A 16,114-nucleotide genomic window follows, 5' to 3' on the forward strand; every position below is an offset into this window, starting at 1 on the left:
CTCCGATGGCGGACAACCGGCCGAAGAACCCCTCGCAGCACCGGCTGATGCGGATGCGGACGCAGGCGCTGAAGGCGCCGATCAACCAGCAGCGGGCTGACGGCGGTGGGCCGGAGGAGAACGCCTATCTCGACTGCGGCTGGGGGCGGCTGGTGTTCGCCCAGACCTTCGACGATCCGAAGGAACTCGTCAGCAGCCTGCGCGAGGAAGGCAACGACCGGCGCGACATCGCCTTCTATGTCCGCGACCCGCACGTGCTGCTCAGCCATGCGCCGCAGGAGTTGTTCCTCGACCCGTCGCACACCTACCGCCTGGACCTTTCGACCTACCGCGCCGGCTCGCGGCGGCCGCGCGGCTATTTCATCCGCCGGCTGTCCTCGGAACTCGACGCGACGGAGGTCAACCGCATCTACCAGAGCCGGCACATGGTGCAGGTGCACCCGGCCTTCTTCTGGTCGAACCGCGACAACCGGGCGCTGACCTATTTCGTCGCCGAGGACGAGACGACCGGCGCGATCATCGGCACGGTCACCGGCGTCCACAGCCGCCGTGCCTTCTCGGACCCGGAGAACGGCTCGTCGCTCTGGTGCCTCGCCGTCGATCCGCAGGCGACGCATCCGGGCATCGGCGAAAGCCTGGTGCGGCGGCTCGCCGAGCATTTCCAGGCGCGCAGCTGCGCGTTCATGGATCTCTCGGTCATGCACGATAACGAGATGGCCATCGCCCTCTACGAGAAGCTCGGCTTCTACCGCGTCCCGTATTTCGCGGTGAAGCGGAAGAACGAGATCAACGAGAAGCTCTTCACCGGCTCCGGCGCCGATTACGATGGCCTGAACCCCTACGCTCGGATCATCGTCGACGAGGCGCGGCGTCGCGGCATCCATGCCGAGGTGACGGACGCGGCCGGCGGCTTCTTCCGCCTGACCCAGGGCGGCCGGTCGATCCATTGCCGCGAAAGCCTGACCGACCTCACGTCGGGCGTCGCCATGTCGATCTGCGACGACAAGGCGGTCACCCGGCGTGTCGTGGAAGCGGCCGGGGTCGCCGTGCCCGAGCAGATCGACGCCGATATCGACGAGGCGGCGATCGAGGCGTTCATCGAGAAGCACGGGCAGATCGTCGTGAAGCCGGCGCGCGGCGAACAAGGTCGCGGCATCGCCGTCGGCATCGACAATCTTGCCGATGCCAAGGCCGCCATCGAGGCAGCCCGCCTGCAGTCGGACCGTGTGCTGCTCGAGGCCTGCTTCGAGGGCAGCGACCTGCGCCTCATCGTCATCGACTATCGCCTCGTCGCCGCAGCCCTGCGGCAGCCGCCGGTGGTGACCGGCGACGGCCACACCAGCGTGCGCGAACTGATCGAGCGCCTGTCGCGCCGCCGCGCGGCGGCGACGGGCGGCGAGAGTCGGGTGCCGCTGGACGCCGAGACCGAGCGCTGCGTGAAGTCCGCCGGGTTCGGCCTCGACGACGTCCCGCCGGAAGGCGAGCGGCTCACCGTGCGCAAGACCGCCAATCTCCATACGGGCGGGACGATCCACGACGTCACCGGCGACGTGCATCCGCGGCTGGTCGAGGCGGCGGTGGCCGCGGCCCGGGCGATCGAGATCCCGGTCACCGGCATCGACTTCATGGTCAAGGCGCCGCATCGGCCGGAATACGTCTTCATCGAAGCCAACGAACGGCCGGGCCTCGCCAATCACGAGCCGCAGCCGACCGCAGAGCGCTTCATCGACCTCTTGTTTCCGTTGTCGATTCCGTTTTCAGTGCGCGCCGCCAGGAATCAACGGCAGAAGCCGAGGAAGGACGAGTAGTGCCAAGGCTCGCCATCGATGCCCAGTATCTGACGGACCAGCTCAAGGCGCTCCTGAACATACCCAGCCCGACGGGCTATACCGACACGGTCGTCCGCCATGTCGCCAAGGAGCTCGAGCGGCTCGGCCTGACCGTCGAGCTCACCCGCCGCGGTGCGATCTCGGCGCTGCGCCAGGGCTCGCGGCGCGCGTCGGCACGCGCCATCGTCAGCCATCTCGACACGCTGGGCGCCCAGGTGAAGCGGCTGAAGGAGAACGGCCGGCTGGAGCTCGTTCCGATCGGCAACTGGTCCGCCCGCTTCGCCGAGGGCGCGCGGGTCACCGTGTTTTCGGAAGCCGGGACCTATCGTGGCACGATCCTGCCGCTGAAGGCTTCCGGCCACACCTATAACGACGAGATCGACAGCCTGCCGGTGGGCTGGGACTATATCGAGCTTCGGGTCGACGCACTGGCGCGCGACCGCACCGAGCTCGACCGGCTCTGTATCGAGGTCGGCGACACGGTGGCGATCGATCCGCAGCCGGAATTCATGGACAACGGCTTCATCGTCTCGCGCCATCTCGACAACAAGGCGGGCGTCGCCGTGATGCTCGCCGCGATCGAATCGATGGAGCGGACCGCTGCCGCGACGCCCGTCGACATCCACTGGCTGTTCACCATCGCCGAGGAGGTCGGCGTCGGCGCCGCCTCGATCCTGACGCCGGACGTCGCCTCGATGATCGCCGTCGACAACGGCACGTCCGCGCCCGGTCAGAACTCGTCGGAATTCGGCGTGACCATCGCGATGGCCGACCAGTCCGGGCCGTTCGACTACCATCTGACCAAGAAGCTGGTGCGGCTCTGCCAGGACGAGGACATCCGCTACCAGAAGGACATCTTCCGCTACTACCGTTCCGATTCCGCTTCGGCCATCGAGGCCGGACACGACGTGCGCACGGCGCTGATCACCTTCGGCGTCGACGCTTCGCACGGCTACGAGCGCATCCACACCCATTCGCTGCGCTCGCTGGCCGAGCTGATCACCGCCTATGCGACCTCGCCCGTCGAGATCGAGCGCGACCGCAACATCCATGCCGGGATCAAGGGCTTCACCCGCCAGCCGGCGGTCGAGGCAGCGCAGGCGCGGGCCGAGGACCTTGACCCGGCGGAGTGAGATCCGGTCGCCCGGCATTCGCCGGAGCGACATCGCCAGTGGCGCTCCCGATGCATCTCGCTAATCTCCTGCTCCGGGCCCACGCCGCTGATGCGGCGGGGCCGCATGGGAGCCCGTCATGCCATCGGATGCAATTCTGGCCACGGCGCTGGCCTGGTGGGGCGAGTTGCAGGTAGCTGCGTTCGCCCATCCCGTGGTCGCCACGATCGGACTGACGCTGGTACTGTTGTCGCTGCTCCTCTCGCGCAGCCTCACGATCCTCGTCGCCGCGACATTCCTGGCGATCGCGGCGGTGTTCGGCAGCGAGCCCGTCACCGATCCGCTGAAGCGGCTGGTGTTTGCCGCAGGCTGCTTCGCCGTGATCCTCGTCGTCTCGCTGACGGCGATGACGCTGCGGCTCCGGCTGCGCGATGCGCGCGCCACGGCACGGCAGTCCAGCGCCGAGGCCGCCGAGTGGCGCCGCCTTTACGAGCAAGAGGCAGCCAGCCACGATTCCGCCGACGTTGCGCCCGCATCAGCCAGGTCCACGTTACCCGACGCTTAGGCGCCCCCCGTAGCCGGTGCACCGGTGATGCGCGCCGGATGGCTGAAGATCTCGAACTCCGCCCTGCGCACCACCGCGACCAGCGTGATCCCCGCCGCCTCGGCCTCGCTGATCGCCAGCGCCGTCGGGGCCGAAACCGCGGCGATCAGCCCGCAGCCCATCACCGCGGCCTTCTGGATCAATTCCACCGAGACCCGGCTGGTAATGGTGAGGAAGCCCGTCGCCGGGTCGATGCCCGCTTCGGCGAGGTGGCCGGCGACCTTGTCCAGCGCGTTGTGTCGGCCGACATCCTCGCGCGCGACCACAAGCCCCTGCCCCGGCACATGGAAGGCAGCCGCGTGGACGGCGCGGGTTCGCCGGCTCAGCCCCTGCGCCTTCGCCATGGCGGTGACGGCAGTTTCAAGGGTGGCGGGCGTCAGCGACAGCCCCCCGGCGACGACCGGCGGCAGGGCGCGCTGCGCGAGCTCCAGCGATTCCACCCCGCAAAGCCCGCAGCCGACCGGGCCGGTCATCTGGCGGCGGCGGACGGTGTAGCCGGCCGCCCGGGCCTCGCAGAGCCAGATCCGGCAATCGACGCCGAGGTCGCTCGAGACGATCTCGATCCGCTCGATCTCGGCGGCGGATTCCACGATCCGCTCGTTCAGCGCCAGGCCGATCGCCAGCTCCCGAAGGTGCGACGGTGTCGCCATCATCACGGCGTGGGTCGAGCCGCCCACCGAGATGGCGACGGCGGTCTCCTCCGGCACGTCGCGCGTGGCGGCGGCGAAGACCCCGCCCTTGAAGGCGAGCGTCGCGACGGTGCGCGAGACCGGCTGCGTCACGCGGATCTCGGCCGGGCCCGTCGGAACGGGGCGATCGTCGGATTGCTTGCTCATCGACTCTTTCTAGCAAGCGTCGGCTCACGCTCATACCTGTCCGAAGCGTCAGCCGAACGGGCGAACGCGCCGTTCGCCCCTCGGACATTGCTGTCGATGGCAAGGCCCCGTAGATAGCGCTGACCGGCGACGCCGCGAAGATGGACGGGAAGCATGACGGACCAGGATACACCGCTCGACCGGATCGAGGATGCGATCGAAGCGATCGCCAATGGCGAGCTCGTCGTCGTCGTGGACGACACCGATCGGGAGAACGAGGGCGACCTGATCATGGCGGCGTCCAAGGCGACGCCGGAGAAGATGGCGTTCATGATCCGCCACACCAGCGGCATCATCTGCGTGCCGATGACCGCCGACCGCGCCGACCGGCTCAACCTGCCGCCGATGGTCGCCAACAATCTCGATCCGATGCGCACCGCCTTCACCGTCTCCGTCGACTATCGGGAAGGGATGACCACCGGCATCTCGGCCGAGGAGCGCGCCAACACCGCGCGAGCGCTGACCAATGACAACTGCACCGGCAACGATTTCCTGCGGCCCGGCCATATCTTTCCGCTGATCGCGCGGGACGGCGGCGTGCTGACCCGTTCCGGCCATACCGAGGCCGGCACCGACCTCGCCAAGCTGGCGGGACTCGAACCGGCCGGCGTGCTCGCCGAAATCGTCAATGACGACGGCACGGTGAAACGGCTGCCGGAGCTCATCCCGTTCGCCCGCGAGCACGGGCTGAAGATCATTTCCATCGAGGATCTGATCTCCTATCGAGTGCGGCGGGAATCCTTCGTCACCTGCGTCAAGGAAGAGCCGCTGACGATCGACGGGCTCAACGGCGTGCTGCGCATCTACGAAACGCCCTTCGACGACATGCAGCATGTCGTCGCCGTCTTCGGCGACGTGCGCGCCCGCGAGAAGGTGCCGACCCGCATCCACCGCGAACAGCCGGTGCTCGATCTCTTCGGCCGCGCCAGCGGAACGCGGACCTGGGTGGAGATCGCCGTCGAGAAGCTCAAGAACCACGGCCACGGCGTCCTGATGCTGCTGCGCCAGCCGAATGTCGACCAGGTCAGCCCGCTGGCGGCACCCGAGCCCGTCGACGGCGAGATGCACGGCAGCGCGCTCAAGCGGCAGCAGCGCTGGCGCGAGATCGGCATCGGCGCGCAGATCCTGCGGGACCTCGACATTCGCTCGATCTCCGTACTGGCGACGCACGAGCGCGCCTATGTCGGCCTCACCGGCTTCGGGATCGAGGTCGCCGGCACCATCCTCGTCGAGGACTGACTGCAGAAGGTCCGACGGCCGGGCTTCCCGCCCTCGCCCGGCCACGCGTACCGCGCTGTCCACCGAACGGCGCGGCAACTCCCAGGCAGGATATTCCATCAGCCTGTCTTTCCATCGGCCGTGACATTTGCGAGCCTCGGTGCCGGGTGGAGTCGGCATGGGAGGTGTCATGGGCGTCGGGAGTGGAGACCGTGACCGGCTGGCGCTCGGCATGGCGACCCGTCGCGCCGTGCTGGGCGACCCGCATGTCGATCGCGCCACGGCGCAGGCGACGGAATTCGATGCCGATTTCCAGACCTACATCACCGAGAACGCTTGGGGCGCGGTGTGGTCGCGGCCGCATTTCACCAGGCGCGAGCGCTCCATCGTGACGATCGCGTTGCTCGCCGCGCTCGGTCAGGACGACGAGGTCGCGATGCATGTGCGGGCGACGGCCAATACCGGCGCGAGCCGCGAGGACGTGATCGAGGCGCTGCTGCACGTTGCCGTCTACGCCGGCGTGCCGGCCGCCAACCATGCCATCAAGATCGCCAAGGCGGTCTATGCCGAGATGGATGCGGGAGACGCGGCTTGAGCGACGGGTCGTTCTACCAGCGCGACCGGAGCCGGCATCCGCCGGCCTTCTCGCCGGGCTACAAGACCTCGGTGACGCGCTCGCCGCAGAAGGCGCCGATCTCGCTGGACAACACGATTTCCGAGATGACCGGCCCGGTCTTCGGTCACGGCCTGATCGGCGAGCTCGACAACGACCTCACCCGCAATTTCGCCCATGGCGGCGAGCCGATCGGCCAACGGATCATCGTGCACGGACGCGTGCTGGACGAGGATGGCCGCGCCGTTCCGGAGGTGTTGCTGGAGTTCTGGCAGGCCAATGCCGGCGGGCGCTACCGCCACCGCAAGGAAACCTACCTCGCGCCGCTCGACCCGAATTTCGGCGGTTGCGGGCGAACGCTCACCGGGCCCGACGGCAGCTACCGCTTCCGGACCGTCAAGCCCGGCGCCTATCCCTGGCCGAACGGGCCGAACGACTGGCGGCCGGCGCATATCCATTTCTCGGTGTTCGGCCTCGGCTTCGCCCAGCGGCTGATCACCCAGATGTATTTCGAGGGCGATCCCCTGATCTGGCAGTGCCCGATCGTCCGCACGATCTCCGACCGGGCGGCGATCGAACAACTGATCGCGCCGCTCGACATGGCGAACAGCGTGCCGATGGACGCGCGGGCGTACAAATTCGACATCGTCCTGCGCGGCCGCCGCTCGACCCTCTTCGAGAACCGGCTGGAGGGCAATTGATGGTGCAGACCCTGGACCGCCTGAAGGAGACCGCCTCGCAGACCGCCGGCCCCTACGTGCATATCGGCTGCACGCCGAACACTTGCGGCATCGAGGGCGTGTTCGCCGAGGATCTCGGCGCCCGGATGGTCGACGCGGAGACCAAGGGCGAGCGGATCCGCATCGTCGGGCGGGTGTTCGACGGCGTCGGCACGGTGCTGAAGGATGCGATGGTCGAGATCTGGCAGGCCGATGCGGCGGGGCTCTACCCGTCGCCGCAGGAAAAGCGCGGGACGGCCGATCCGCATTTTTCCGGCTTCGGGCGGTCGGCGGGCGACATGACCACCGGCGAATTCGTGTTCGAGACGATCAAGCCCGGCCCGGTGCCGTTCAAGGACGGCCGGCCGCAGGCGCCGCACGTGACGGTCTGGATCGTCGCGCGCGGCATCAATCTTGGCCTGCACACGCGGATGTATTTCGGCGACGAGGCAGCCGCGAACGAGGCCGATCCGGTGCTGTCGCGCATCGAGCATCGCGCGCGGGTCGCGACTCTCATCGCGCCGCGCAGCGAGGAGGACGGGGTGCCGACCTACCGGTTCGACATCGTCCTGCAGGGCGCGAACGAGACGATCTTCTTCGACATCTGACCACCAACCAGCGAGACCCATGGCAAAGTTCCAGACCCTCGAAGCCGCCGTCGCCGACAATCTGTCGGCGGGCGACAGCGCCGCCTTCGAGGGCTTCACCCATCTCATCCCGCACGCCGCCGCCCACGAGGTGATAAGGCAGGGCATCGGCGACCTGACGCTGATCCGCATGACGCCCGACATCATCTACGACCAGCTGATCGGCTGCGGCCTCGCCCGGAAGCTGGTGTTCTCCTATGCCGGCAATCCGGGCGTCGGCCTGCTGCGACGGCTGCGCGACGCGGTGGAGAACGGCGTGCCGCGGCCCCTGGCGCTGGAGGAGCATTCCCATGCGGCAATGGCGAATGCCTACGAGGCCGGGGCGGCGGGAATGCCGGTGGCGATCTTCCGCGGCTACAAGGGCGCCGGGCTGAAGGCCGTGAACCCGAACATAAAATCGGTCACCTGCCCGTTCACCGGCGAGGAACTCGCCGCCGTGCCGGCGATCCGGCCGGACGTCGCCTTCATCCACGCCCAGAAGGCCGACCGGAAGGGCAACGTGCTGATCGAGGGAATCCTCGGCGTCCAGAAGGAGGCGGTGCTGGCCGCGAAGCGCTCGGTGGTGACAGTGGAAGAGATCGTCGAGGATTTCGACGGGCTGCACCCCAACCTGACGATCCTGCCGCACTGGACCGTGACGTCCGTCGTCGTTGTGCCGGGCGGCGCGCACCCGTCCTATGCCCGCGGCTATTACGGCAGGGACAACGCCGCCTATCTCGAATGGGACGCGATCGCCGCCGACCTCGACCGGTTCCGGGCCTGGATCGACACGCATGTCATGGCATGCGGCCCGGACGTGTTCGCCGAGCGCGTTGCCGGTTTGAGGGGAGCGATGTGATGGGCGACTTCACCCCGGACGAGATGATGACCATCGCCGCGGCGCGGGCGCTCTCCAACGACGACGTCTGCTTCGTCGGCATCGGCGCGCCGTCCGCTGCGTGCAACGTCGCGCGTCTGACCCATGCGCCGGACATCACGCTGATCTACGAATCCGGGACGATCGGCACGGCGCCCAGCACCCTGCCGCTGTCGATCGGCGACGGCGAACTCTGCGAGACGGCGCTGACCACCGTCGCTGTGCCGGAGATGTTCCGCTACTGGCTGCAGGGCGGGCGGATCACCGTCGGCTTCCTCGGCGCCGCGCAGCTCGACCCGTTCGGCAACATCAACACGACGGTCATCGGCGACTACGCCCATCCGAAGACACGGCTGCCGGGTGGCGGCGGCGCGCCCGAGATCGCCTCGTCCTGCGGCGAGGTCTTCATCACCATGAAGCAGTCGAAGCGCGGCATGGTGAAGGCGATCGACTTCTTCACCTCCTTCGGCCACGGCCGGGGCGGCACGGACCGCGAGGACCGCGGCATCACCACGAAAGGGCCGACGCTGCTGGTTACCGACCTCGCCGTGTGGCGCCCGCACCCGGAAACCAAGGCATTCGAGGTCGCCTCGATCCATCCGGGCGCGACGCGCGAGGCGATCGAGGTGAGCTGTGGCTGGGACGTCAGTTACAGCGAGGGCGTCGAGGAGACCATGCCCCCGACCGAGCTCGAGCTCACGACCTTGCGCGACATCAACGCCCGCACGGCCGCGGCGCACCGGCGGAGCGCGGCGTGAGCGTCGATACGCTCGCGAGCGGACCGGGCGCCGCCGTGCGCGAAGCACCGCCTCCCGGGCGCATTCCACGGCGCACCCGCGTCGCCATCGTCGGCGGCGGGCCGGCGGGCCTCCTGCTGGCGCTGCTCCTCTACCGCGCCGGGATCGACTGCGTCGTGCTGGAGCGCAGGAGTCGCGATCACGTGCTGTCGCGGATCCGTGCCGGCGTTCTCGAGCAGGGTACGGTCGATCTGCTGCGCCTCGCCGGGGTCGGCGCCCGGATGGACCGCGAGGGCCTCGTCCACGAGGGGTTCGACATCGCGTGGCGCGGCGAGATGCTGCATGTCGACCTGCGCGGCCTTGCCGGCGGCAAGACGGTGACGGTCTACGGCCAGACCGAGGTCACCCGCGACCTCTACGACGCACTGGATGCGGCCGGCGTTCCGATCGTGCACGGGGCGGAGGATGTCCAGCCGCAAGACCTCACCACCGAGACGCCCTTCGTCACCTTCCGCACCGAGGATGGTGAGCGCCGGCTCGAATGCGACTTCGTCGCGGGGTGCGATGGCTTCCACGGCGTCTGCCGGCAGGCCATTCCCGCCGACCAGATCCGGATCTTCGAGCGGGTCTATCCGTTCGGCTGGCTGGGGTTGCTGACCCGCATGCCGCCGGTCCAGGACGAGCTGATCTACGCCCACCATAGCCGCGGCTTCGCCCTCTGCTCGCTGCGCAGCCCTTTGCTGTCGCGCTACTATGTCCAGTGTCCGGTGGGCGACCGGGTGGAGGACTGGTCGGACGAGCGCTTCTACGACGAGCTGCAGGCGCGGCTGCCCGAGCGCGCTGCGGCGCAGCTGCAGCGTGGGCCCTCGATCGAGAAGTCGATCGCGCCGCTGCGCTCCTTCGTTGCCGAGCCGATGCGGCACGGCCGGCTGTTCCTTGCCGGGGACGCCGCCCATATCGTGCCGCCGACCGGGGCGAAGGGGCTCAACCTCGCGGTCTCCGACATCCATTTTCTCAGCCAGGCGCTGATCGCCCATTTCAAGGAACACGAGGACGGACTGCTCGACGCCTATTCCGCCACGGCGCTCGCCCGGGTGTGGAAGGCGGAGCGCTTCTCGTGGTGGTTCACCTCCATGATGCACCGCTTCGAGGACGATGGCGGCTTCGGCCAGCGGATTCAGGAGGCGGAGTTCGACTATCTCGCCGGCTCCCGCGCCGCGCAGACGGCGCTGGCGGAGAACTACGTCGGCCTGCCGCATCTTTGATGTCCGGGAGCCGGATCGATCAGGCGGCGGTGGCGATCCAGTCGGCGAAGGCTTCCATGGCCGGCGTCGGCGTGCGCGACTGCACCCGCGTCAGCCAGTAGCTGCCCATCGAGGTATAGATCTCGAACGGCTGCCTGACCGCGCCCATCGCCAGATGCCGGGCGAACATCATCGGCGGCGCCAGCGCGACGCCTGCGCCCTGCAGCGCCGCCTCCATCATCGCCAGCGAGGAATCGAAGACGATCCCGCGCAGCAGCGACGACGGCTCGGCGATGCCGGCCGCGGCGAACCAGCTGGTCCACTCGTCGCTGCGATAGGAGCGCAGCAGCGTCTGGTTGGTGAGGTCGGCGGGCCGGCGCAACTCGTCGGCGATGGCCGGCACGCACAGTACCGACAGCGGTGCCTCGAACAGCGGCACCGCATCGATGCCCTGCCAGGCGCCGCGGCCGAAGCGAATCGCATAGTCGAGGCCCTCAGCGGCGAGATCGACGCGGTTGTTGTTGGTCGACAGGCGCAGATCGACATGCGGGTATTTCTCGCGGAAGGCCGGCAGGCGCGGCAGCAGCCACCCGACGGCGAAGGTCCCGACGGCGCCGACCATGACCACCTCGCGCACATGGCCGTTCTCGAAACGCTCCAGCATGTCCGCCATGCGATCGAAGGAGTCGCGCAGCACCGGCAGCAGCGCCTCGCCCTCGGCGGTGATCATCAGGCCGCGCGGCAGGCGCTTGAACAGGATCACGTTGAGCCGGGTCTCCAGCACCTTCACCTGGTGGCTGACCGCCGCCTGGGTGACGTGAAGTTCGATCGCCGCGCGGGTGAAGCTGAGATGCCGGGCCGAGGCCTCGAACGCCCGGAGGGCATTGAGCGGCAAGTATGGCCTGACCATGGATGCCCCAATTCAATTCATGGCAGATGGCAAATATCGTGGTTTGTGACTGCTGCGCCGGGCAGGTAATCTCTTCCTTGTCGGCAGGGCAAGCGGCAGACATGTCCGATTGTCATTAATTCTTCGAGGGCTCCGCTGCGGCGAGCCGTCGATCGATGCTGGCCGACGCACTGCCGAATTCACCCGATGATCGACCCTGGAGGGCAACGTGAAACACACGCTGACGCGGCGCAGCTTTTCGATGATGCTTGGCACGGCACTGGCCGGAGGGTTCACCCTCGGCGGCACGGCCCGCGCTTTTTCGCAAACGGGCGAGGACGGCTTCGCGCGGCGCCTCGCCGAGATCGAGGATGGCCTGACGGCTCGCCTCGGCGTCGCCGTCCTCGACACCGAGACGGGTCAGAGATGGACGCGCCGCGGCAACGAGCGTTTTCCGATGTGCAGCACGTTCAAGGCGGTCGCCAGCGGCGCTGTTCTCGCCCGGGTCGATGCCGGCGAGGAAGACCTCGGCCGCCGGATCGTCTTCGCAAAGAGCGACCTCGTCCCCTATTCCCCGGGTACCGAGAACCGGGTCGGCGGCGATGGCATGACGCTGGCGGAGCTTTGCGAGGCCGCCGTGACCCTCAGCGACAACACGGCGGCGAACCTCATCCTGGCAAGCCTCGGCGGTCCATCGGCTGTAACCGCGTTCGCCCGTTCGCTGGGCGACACCGCCACGCGTCTCGACCGGATCGAGCCCGATCTCAACGAGGCGACGCCGGGCGACCCACGCGACACCACGACGCCGGACGGCATGGTGACGAGCCTTGCCGCGCTGACCGTCGACGGCAGCCTCTCCCCGGCCTCGACCAGGCAGTTCGCCGACTGGATGCTTGCCAACAAGACCGGCGACACGCGGCTGCGCGCTGGCGTGCCCCGGGATTGGCGGGTCGGCGACAAGACCGGCACCGGCGCCTACGGCACGGCGAACGACATCGCCATCCTCTATCCGCCGAACCGCAAGCCGGTGATCGTCAGCGTCTACATCACCGAGACCGAGGCGACGATCGACGACCGCAACGCCGCGATCGCCGATGTTGGCCGCGCCCTCGCGGGCGCTCTGCAAGCCTGATTACGCGATGATCGAGCAGGCAGGGCGGGACGTTCGCGGCGCCCTGCCTCTAGACCTTCATCCACGTCACGGCCGCTTCCGAGCGGCTGTGGCCATCGATCCAAGCCGGCTGCCCCGACTTTCTGCCGGATGTCGGGCGCTGCCGCCCTATCTGCGTTCCGGCCGACAAACTCCATGGAGCGCCGGATGCTGAACCTCTGGTACAAGAACGCCGTCATCTACTGCGTCGACGTCGACGCATTCTACGACCAAGACGGCGACGGGGTGGGCGATTTCAAGGGCCTGACCGACCGTCTCGACCATATCGAGGCGCTCGGAGCCAACTGCATCTGGCTGCTGCCGTTCTATCCTTCGCCGAACAAGGACAACGGCTACGACATCTCCGACTATTTCGGCGTCGATTCCCGCCTCGGCACGCTCGGCGACTTCGTCGAATTCGCCCATGCGGCCCGCGACCGGGGGTTGAAGGTCATCGTCGACCTCGTGGTCAACCATTCCTCGATCGACCATCCCTGGTTCCAGGCGAGCCGGGCCGGCCACCCGAAATACAAGGACTGGTATGTCTGGCAGAAGGAGCGGCCGGCGGACCACGCCAAGGGCGTCATCTTCCCCGGCGTCCAGGAGACCACCTGGACCTTCGACCGCAAGCGGCAGGAATATTACTTCCACCGCTTCTACGAGCACCAGGCCGACCTCAACATCGCCAATCCGGAAGTACGCGAGGAGATCGACCGGATCATGGGGTTCTGGCTGGCGCTCGGCGTCTCCGGCTTCCGGATCGACGCGGTGCCGTTCCTGATCGAGGACCTCGCCGACTCCGAGACGGGCGCCTCACCCTACGACTATCTCGGCCGGATGCGCCAGTTCCTCGACTGGCGGCAGGCAAAGGCGATCCTGCTGGCCGAGGCGAACATCCCGATGGAGGAAGCCGGCGACTATTTCGGCGACGGCGACCGGCTCAACCTGATCTTCAATTTCCCGCTGAACCAGCGCCTGTTCCTGGCGCTGGCGCGCCGCGATGGCGCACCGGTCCGGGAGTTTCTCGAGGCGCTACCGGAAATCCCGGCGACGTCGCAATGGGCGACGTTCCTGCGCAATCACGACGAGATCGACCTCGGCCGGCTGTCGGACGAGGAGCGCCAGGAAGCGTTTGCGGCCTTCGGCCCCGAGAAGTCGATGCAGATCTACGATCGCGGCATCCGGCGGCGCCTGGCGCCGATGCTCGGCGGCGACGAGCGGCGCATCGAGATGGCGATGAGCCTGATGCTCTCGCTGCCCGGCACCCCGGTCATCTGGTACGGCGACGAGATCGGCATGGGCGACAATCTCGACCTGCCGGAGCGGATGGCGGTCCGCACCCCCATGCAGTGGTCGACCGAACCCAATGGCGGCTTCTCGACGGCGGCGGCGGAAGACTGCGTGCGCCAGCCCGTGTCGGAGGGGCCGTTTGCCTATGCGCATGTGAATGCGGAGAGCCAGCGGGTCGACCCGACCTCGATGTTCTCGGTCACCCAGCGCCTGATCCGCGCAAGGCGCAGCGCGCCGGAGATCGGCTGGGGCAGTTGCCGGGTGATCGACCTCGGCGAGACCAGCGTGATCGCGCTGCTCGCCGAATGGCGGGGCGGCCGGGTCCTGACGCTGCACAATCTCAGCGAAGAACCGGTGACGATCGATTGCGGCGAAACGGTCGCCGGCGCGCCTGTCCGGCCGCTGCTGCAGTCGGGCATCGACATCGACCGGACGGATGGGGCCTGCCGCATCCGCCTCGGCCCCTATGGCTACGAATGGCTGCGGGTCGCGGCGGGCAACTGACGCTCTCACGGACAAATGAGGCCTTTGGGGGCGATCGTCCTGTGCATCGGGGCTTCGCCCCAAGGATGATCTCCCGGCGGCGGCAGGCGCGGAAAAATTGATCTCGCCTGCCGGGCGAGCAGGGTCTATCCATGGGTCGAGTACGCGAATCCGAGGATGCGATCATGGCCGAGCGCCCGCATATCCAGCCCGTCGAGACACCGGCGCAAGACCTGACCGGCTCGTCGGAGCGACCGGCGCGGATGGGTCCGCTGTCGAGCCTGCCGGTGTTCTTCGGGCTCTCCGGCCGCCGTGTGGTGATGGCGGGCGGCGGGCCGGGCGCGGCCTGGAAGGTGGAACTGCTGCGCGCAGCCGGCGCGCGCGTCGACCTCTACGTGCCTGTCGACGAGATCGATCCGGAAATGGCCGAACTCCTGGCGACCTCCGGCGGTGCCACGGACGAGACGAACGCGGTCGCATCGGTCGGAACGATCCTCCATCACGACCGGCCATGGGCGGTGGACATCTTCGACCATGCCGCGCTGGCCATCGCCGATACAGAGAGCAACGCCGAAGGCCAGGCCTTTGCCTGTGCCGCCCGGGCGGCGGGCGTGCCGGTCAACGTCGTCGACAAGCGGGCCTTCTGCGACTTCAATTTCGGCTCGATCGTCAACCGCTCGCCGGTGGTCGTCGGCATCTCCACCGATGGCGCCGCGCCGATCCTCGGCCAGGCCATTCGCCGCCGTATCGAGACGCTGCTGCCGCCGGCGCTCGCCGGCTGGGCGCAGATGGCGGTGCGGCTACGCGGCGCGGCGATGGAGAAGCTGGCGCCCGGCCCGCTGCGGCGCGCCTTCTGGGAGCGCTTCACCGACGCGGCCTTCTCGCCGCGCGACCCCGGCCCGATCGACGAGGCGACCGCCAACCGGCTGATCGAGGAACTGGCGCGCGGCCCGGTCTCCGGCGAGGCGACTGGCCGGGTGACCCTCGTCGGCGCCGGTCCCGGCGAAGCGGAACTCCTGACGCTGAAGGCCGTCCGCGCCTTGCAGTCGGCCGACGTCATCCTGTTCGACGACCTGATCTCCGATGCCGTACTGGAACTCGCCCGGCGCGAGGCGCGCCGCTTCCTGGTCGGCAAGCGGGCCGCCCGCGACAGCTGCCGGCAGGAGGACATCAACCGGATGATGGTGGCCTTCGCCAAGGCCGGCAAGCACGTCGTGCGGCTGAAATCCGGCGACGTGTCGGTCTTCGGCCGGGCCGGCGAGGAGATCGCCGCGCTGACGGAAGAGAACATTCCCGTCGCCATCGTGCCCGGGATCACCGCCGCCTCGGCGCTGGCCGCAAGTTTCGGCGTGTCGCTGACGCACCGCGACCGGGCCCAGCAGCTGCGCTTCGTCACCGGCCATTCCCGCAATGGCGGCCTGCCGGACGATCTCGACTGGGCGGCGCTCGCCGACGACCACGTGACGACCGTGTTCTACATGGGCGGGCGGATGGCCGGCCGGATCGCCGAGCAGCTGATCGCCCACGGCCTGTCGCCGGAAACCCCGGTCGCCGTCGCCGCCAATCTCAGCCGCGACGACGAGACCCGCGGCGCCAGCACGCTCGCCGGGCTGGCCGCCCTCGTCGGCGAAATCGGCTACGAAAGGCCGATCCTCATCGGCGTCGGCCGCGTCTTCGCCGAGGCCGCGGCAGCGGCGGGCCTCCTGAACCAGGATACGCCAGCCGCGGCTGCCGAAGCCGGCTAAGCACGAGGCTCGGCGCTTGCGTCCCGGCGCCGCGGGACGCACACTCGAACGAGCGACGCCGGTTCTTCAGCCGTGGCGCGGCGATGCCGCGAGCGCCGGGACC

At 68.6% G+C, this 16,114-nt stretch carries 15 protein-coding genes; 13 read left to right on the plus strand and 2 right to left on the minus strand.

The annotated features are described in order from the left end of the window. Positions 1–5: 5 nt before the first annotated feature. The 3 genes from ngg to GTW51_RS14205 all read left to right on the plus strand — a co-directional run bounded on the left by ngg (position 6) and on the right by GTW51_RS14205 (position 3,506). Positions 6–1,808, plus strand: coding sequence for an N-acetylglutaminylglutamine synthetase (ngg, locus tag GTW51_RS14195; RefSeq protein ID WP_163044672.1), 1,803 nt, complete (start codon positions 6–8; stop codon positions 1,806–1,808). Next, the gene (locus GTW51_RS14200; RefSeq protein WP_163044674.1) at positions 1,808–2,962 is read left to right on the plus strand and encodes an osmoprotectant NAGGN system M42 family peptidase; all 1,155 of its coding nucleotides are present in this window, start codon (positions 1,808–1,810) and stop codon (positions 2,960–2,962) included. The genes ngg and GTW51_RS14200 overlap by 1 nt, the downstream gene beginning before the upstream one ends. Positions 2,963–3,080: 118 nt before the next feature. Further along, complete coding sequence (locus tag GTW51_RS14205; protein WP_163044676.1) at positions 3,081–3,506, plus strand: hypothetical protein; 426 nt, start codon at positions 3,081–3,083, stop codon at positions 3,504–3,506. Here GTW51_RS14205 and fdhD read toward each other — a convergent pair. Further along, the gene (fdhD, locus tag GTW51_RS14210; RefSeq protein WP_163044678.1) at positions 3,503–4,381 is read right to left on the minus strand and encodes a formate dehydrogenase accessory sulfurtransferase FdhD; all 879 of its coding nucleotides are present in this window, start codon (positions 4,379–4,381) and stop codon (positions 3,503–3,505) included. The genes GTW51_RS14205 and fdhD overlap by 4 nt on opposite strands. 153 nt (positions 4,382–4,534) lie before the next feature. Here fdhD and ribB point away from each other — a divergent pair, with 153 nt between their 5' ends. The 7 genes from ribB to pobA all read left to right on the plus strand — a co-directional run bounded on the left by ribB (position 4,535) and on the right by pobA (position 10,475). After that, positions 4,535–5,659, plus strand: coding sequence for a 3,4-dihydroxy-2-butanone-4-phosphate synthase (gene ribB, locus GTW51_RS14215; protein ID WP_163044680.1), 1,125 nt, complete (start codon positions 4,535–4,537; stop codon positions 5,657–5,659). A 169-nt stretch (positions 5,660–5,828) separates the two neighbouring features. After that, entirely contained in the window at positions 5,829–6,233 is a 405-nt protein-coding gene (pcaC, locus tag GTW51_RS14220; RefSeq protein ID WP_163044682.1) for a 4-carboxymuconolactone decarboxylase, read from the plus strand. Continuing rightward, positions 6,230–6,952, plus strand: coding sequence for a protocatechuate 3,4-dioxygenase subunit beta (pcaH, locus tag GTW51_RS14225; RefSeq protein ID WP_163044684.1), 723 nt, complete (start codon positions 6,230–6,232; stop codon positions 6,950–6,952). Before pcaC ends, pcaH begins: the two co-directional genes overlap by 4 nt. Further along, positions 6,952–7,578 (plus strand): protocatechuate 3,4-dioxygenase subunit alpha, encoded by a 627-nt coding sequence (gene pcaG / locus GTW51_RS14230; protein WP_163044686.1) that lies wholly within the window; start codon positions 6,952–6,954, stop codon positions 7,576–7,578. Before pcaH ends, pcaG begins: the two co-directional genes overlap by 1 nt. A gap of 19 nt (positions 7,579–7,597) precedes the next feature. Next, positions 7,598–8,455, plus strand: a complete 858-nt coding sequence (locus GTW51_RS14235; RefSeq protein WP_163044688.1) for a CoA transferase subunit A — start codon at positions 7,598–7,600, stop codon at positions 8,453–8,455. Beyond that, the gene (locus GTW51_RS14240) at positions 8,455–9,231 is read left to right on the plus strand and encodes a CoA-transferase subunit beta (protein ID WP_163044690.1); all 777 of its coding nucleotides are present in this window, start codon (positions 8,455–8,457) and stop codon (positions 9,229–9,231) included. The genes GTW51_RS14235 and GTW51_RS14240 overlap by 1 nt, the downstream gene beginning before the upstream one ends. A gap of 62 nt (positions 9,232–9,293) precedes the next feature. Continuing rightward, the gene (pobA, locus tag GTW51_RS14245; protein ID WP_163044781.1) at positions 9,294–10,475 is read left to right on the plus strand and encodes a 4-hydroxybenzoate 3-monooxygenase; all 1,182 of its coding nucleotides are present in this window, start codon (positions 9,294–9,296) and stop codon (positions 10,473–10,475) included. A 19-nt stretch (positions 10,476–10,494) separates the two neighbouring features. Here pobA and GTW51_RS14250 read toward each other — a convergent pair whose 3' ends face one another. Next, on the minus strand, positions 10,495–11,364 hold the full coding sequence (locus tag GTW51_RS14250; protein ID WP_163044692.1) for a LysR family transcriptional regulator: 870 nt from the start codon (positions 11,362–11,364) through the stop codon (positions 10,495–10,497). Positions 11,365–11,605: 241 nt separating this feature from the next. On the opposite strand from GTW51_RS14250, the gene bla reads away from it, so the two are divergent. The 3 genes from bla to cysG all read left to right on the plus strand — a co-directional run bounded on the left by bla (position 11,606) and on the right by cysG (position 16,011). Then, positions 11,606–12,475, plus strand: coding sequence for a class A beta-lactamase (gene bla, locus GTW51_RS14255; protein WP_163044782.1), 870 nt, complete (start codon positions 11,606–11,608; stop codon positions 12,473–12,475). Positions 12,476–12,661: 186 nt separating this feature from the next. Further along, the gene (locus GTW51_RS14260) at positions 12,662–14,287 is read left to right on the plus strand and encodes an alpha-amylase family protein (RefSeq protein WP_163044694.1); all 1,626 of its coding nucleotides are present in this window, start codon (positions 12,662–12,664) and stop codon (positions 14,285–14,287) included. Positions 14,288–14,529: 242 nt separating this feature from the next. Continuing rightward, the gene (cysG, locus tag GTW51_RS14265; RefSeq protein WP_163044783.1) at positions 14,530–16,011 is read left to right on the plus strand and encodes a siroheme synthase CysG; all 1,482 of its coding nucleotides are present in this window, start codon (positions 14,530–14,532) and stop codon (positions 16,009–16,011) included. Positions 16,012–16,114: the final 103 nt, after the last annotated feature.

It is taken from the genome of Aurantimonas aggregata, from assembly GCF_010500835.1.
GTDB lineage: Bacteria > Pseudomonadota > Alphaproteobacteria > Rhizobiales > Rhizobiaceae > Aurantimonas > Aurantimonas aggregata.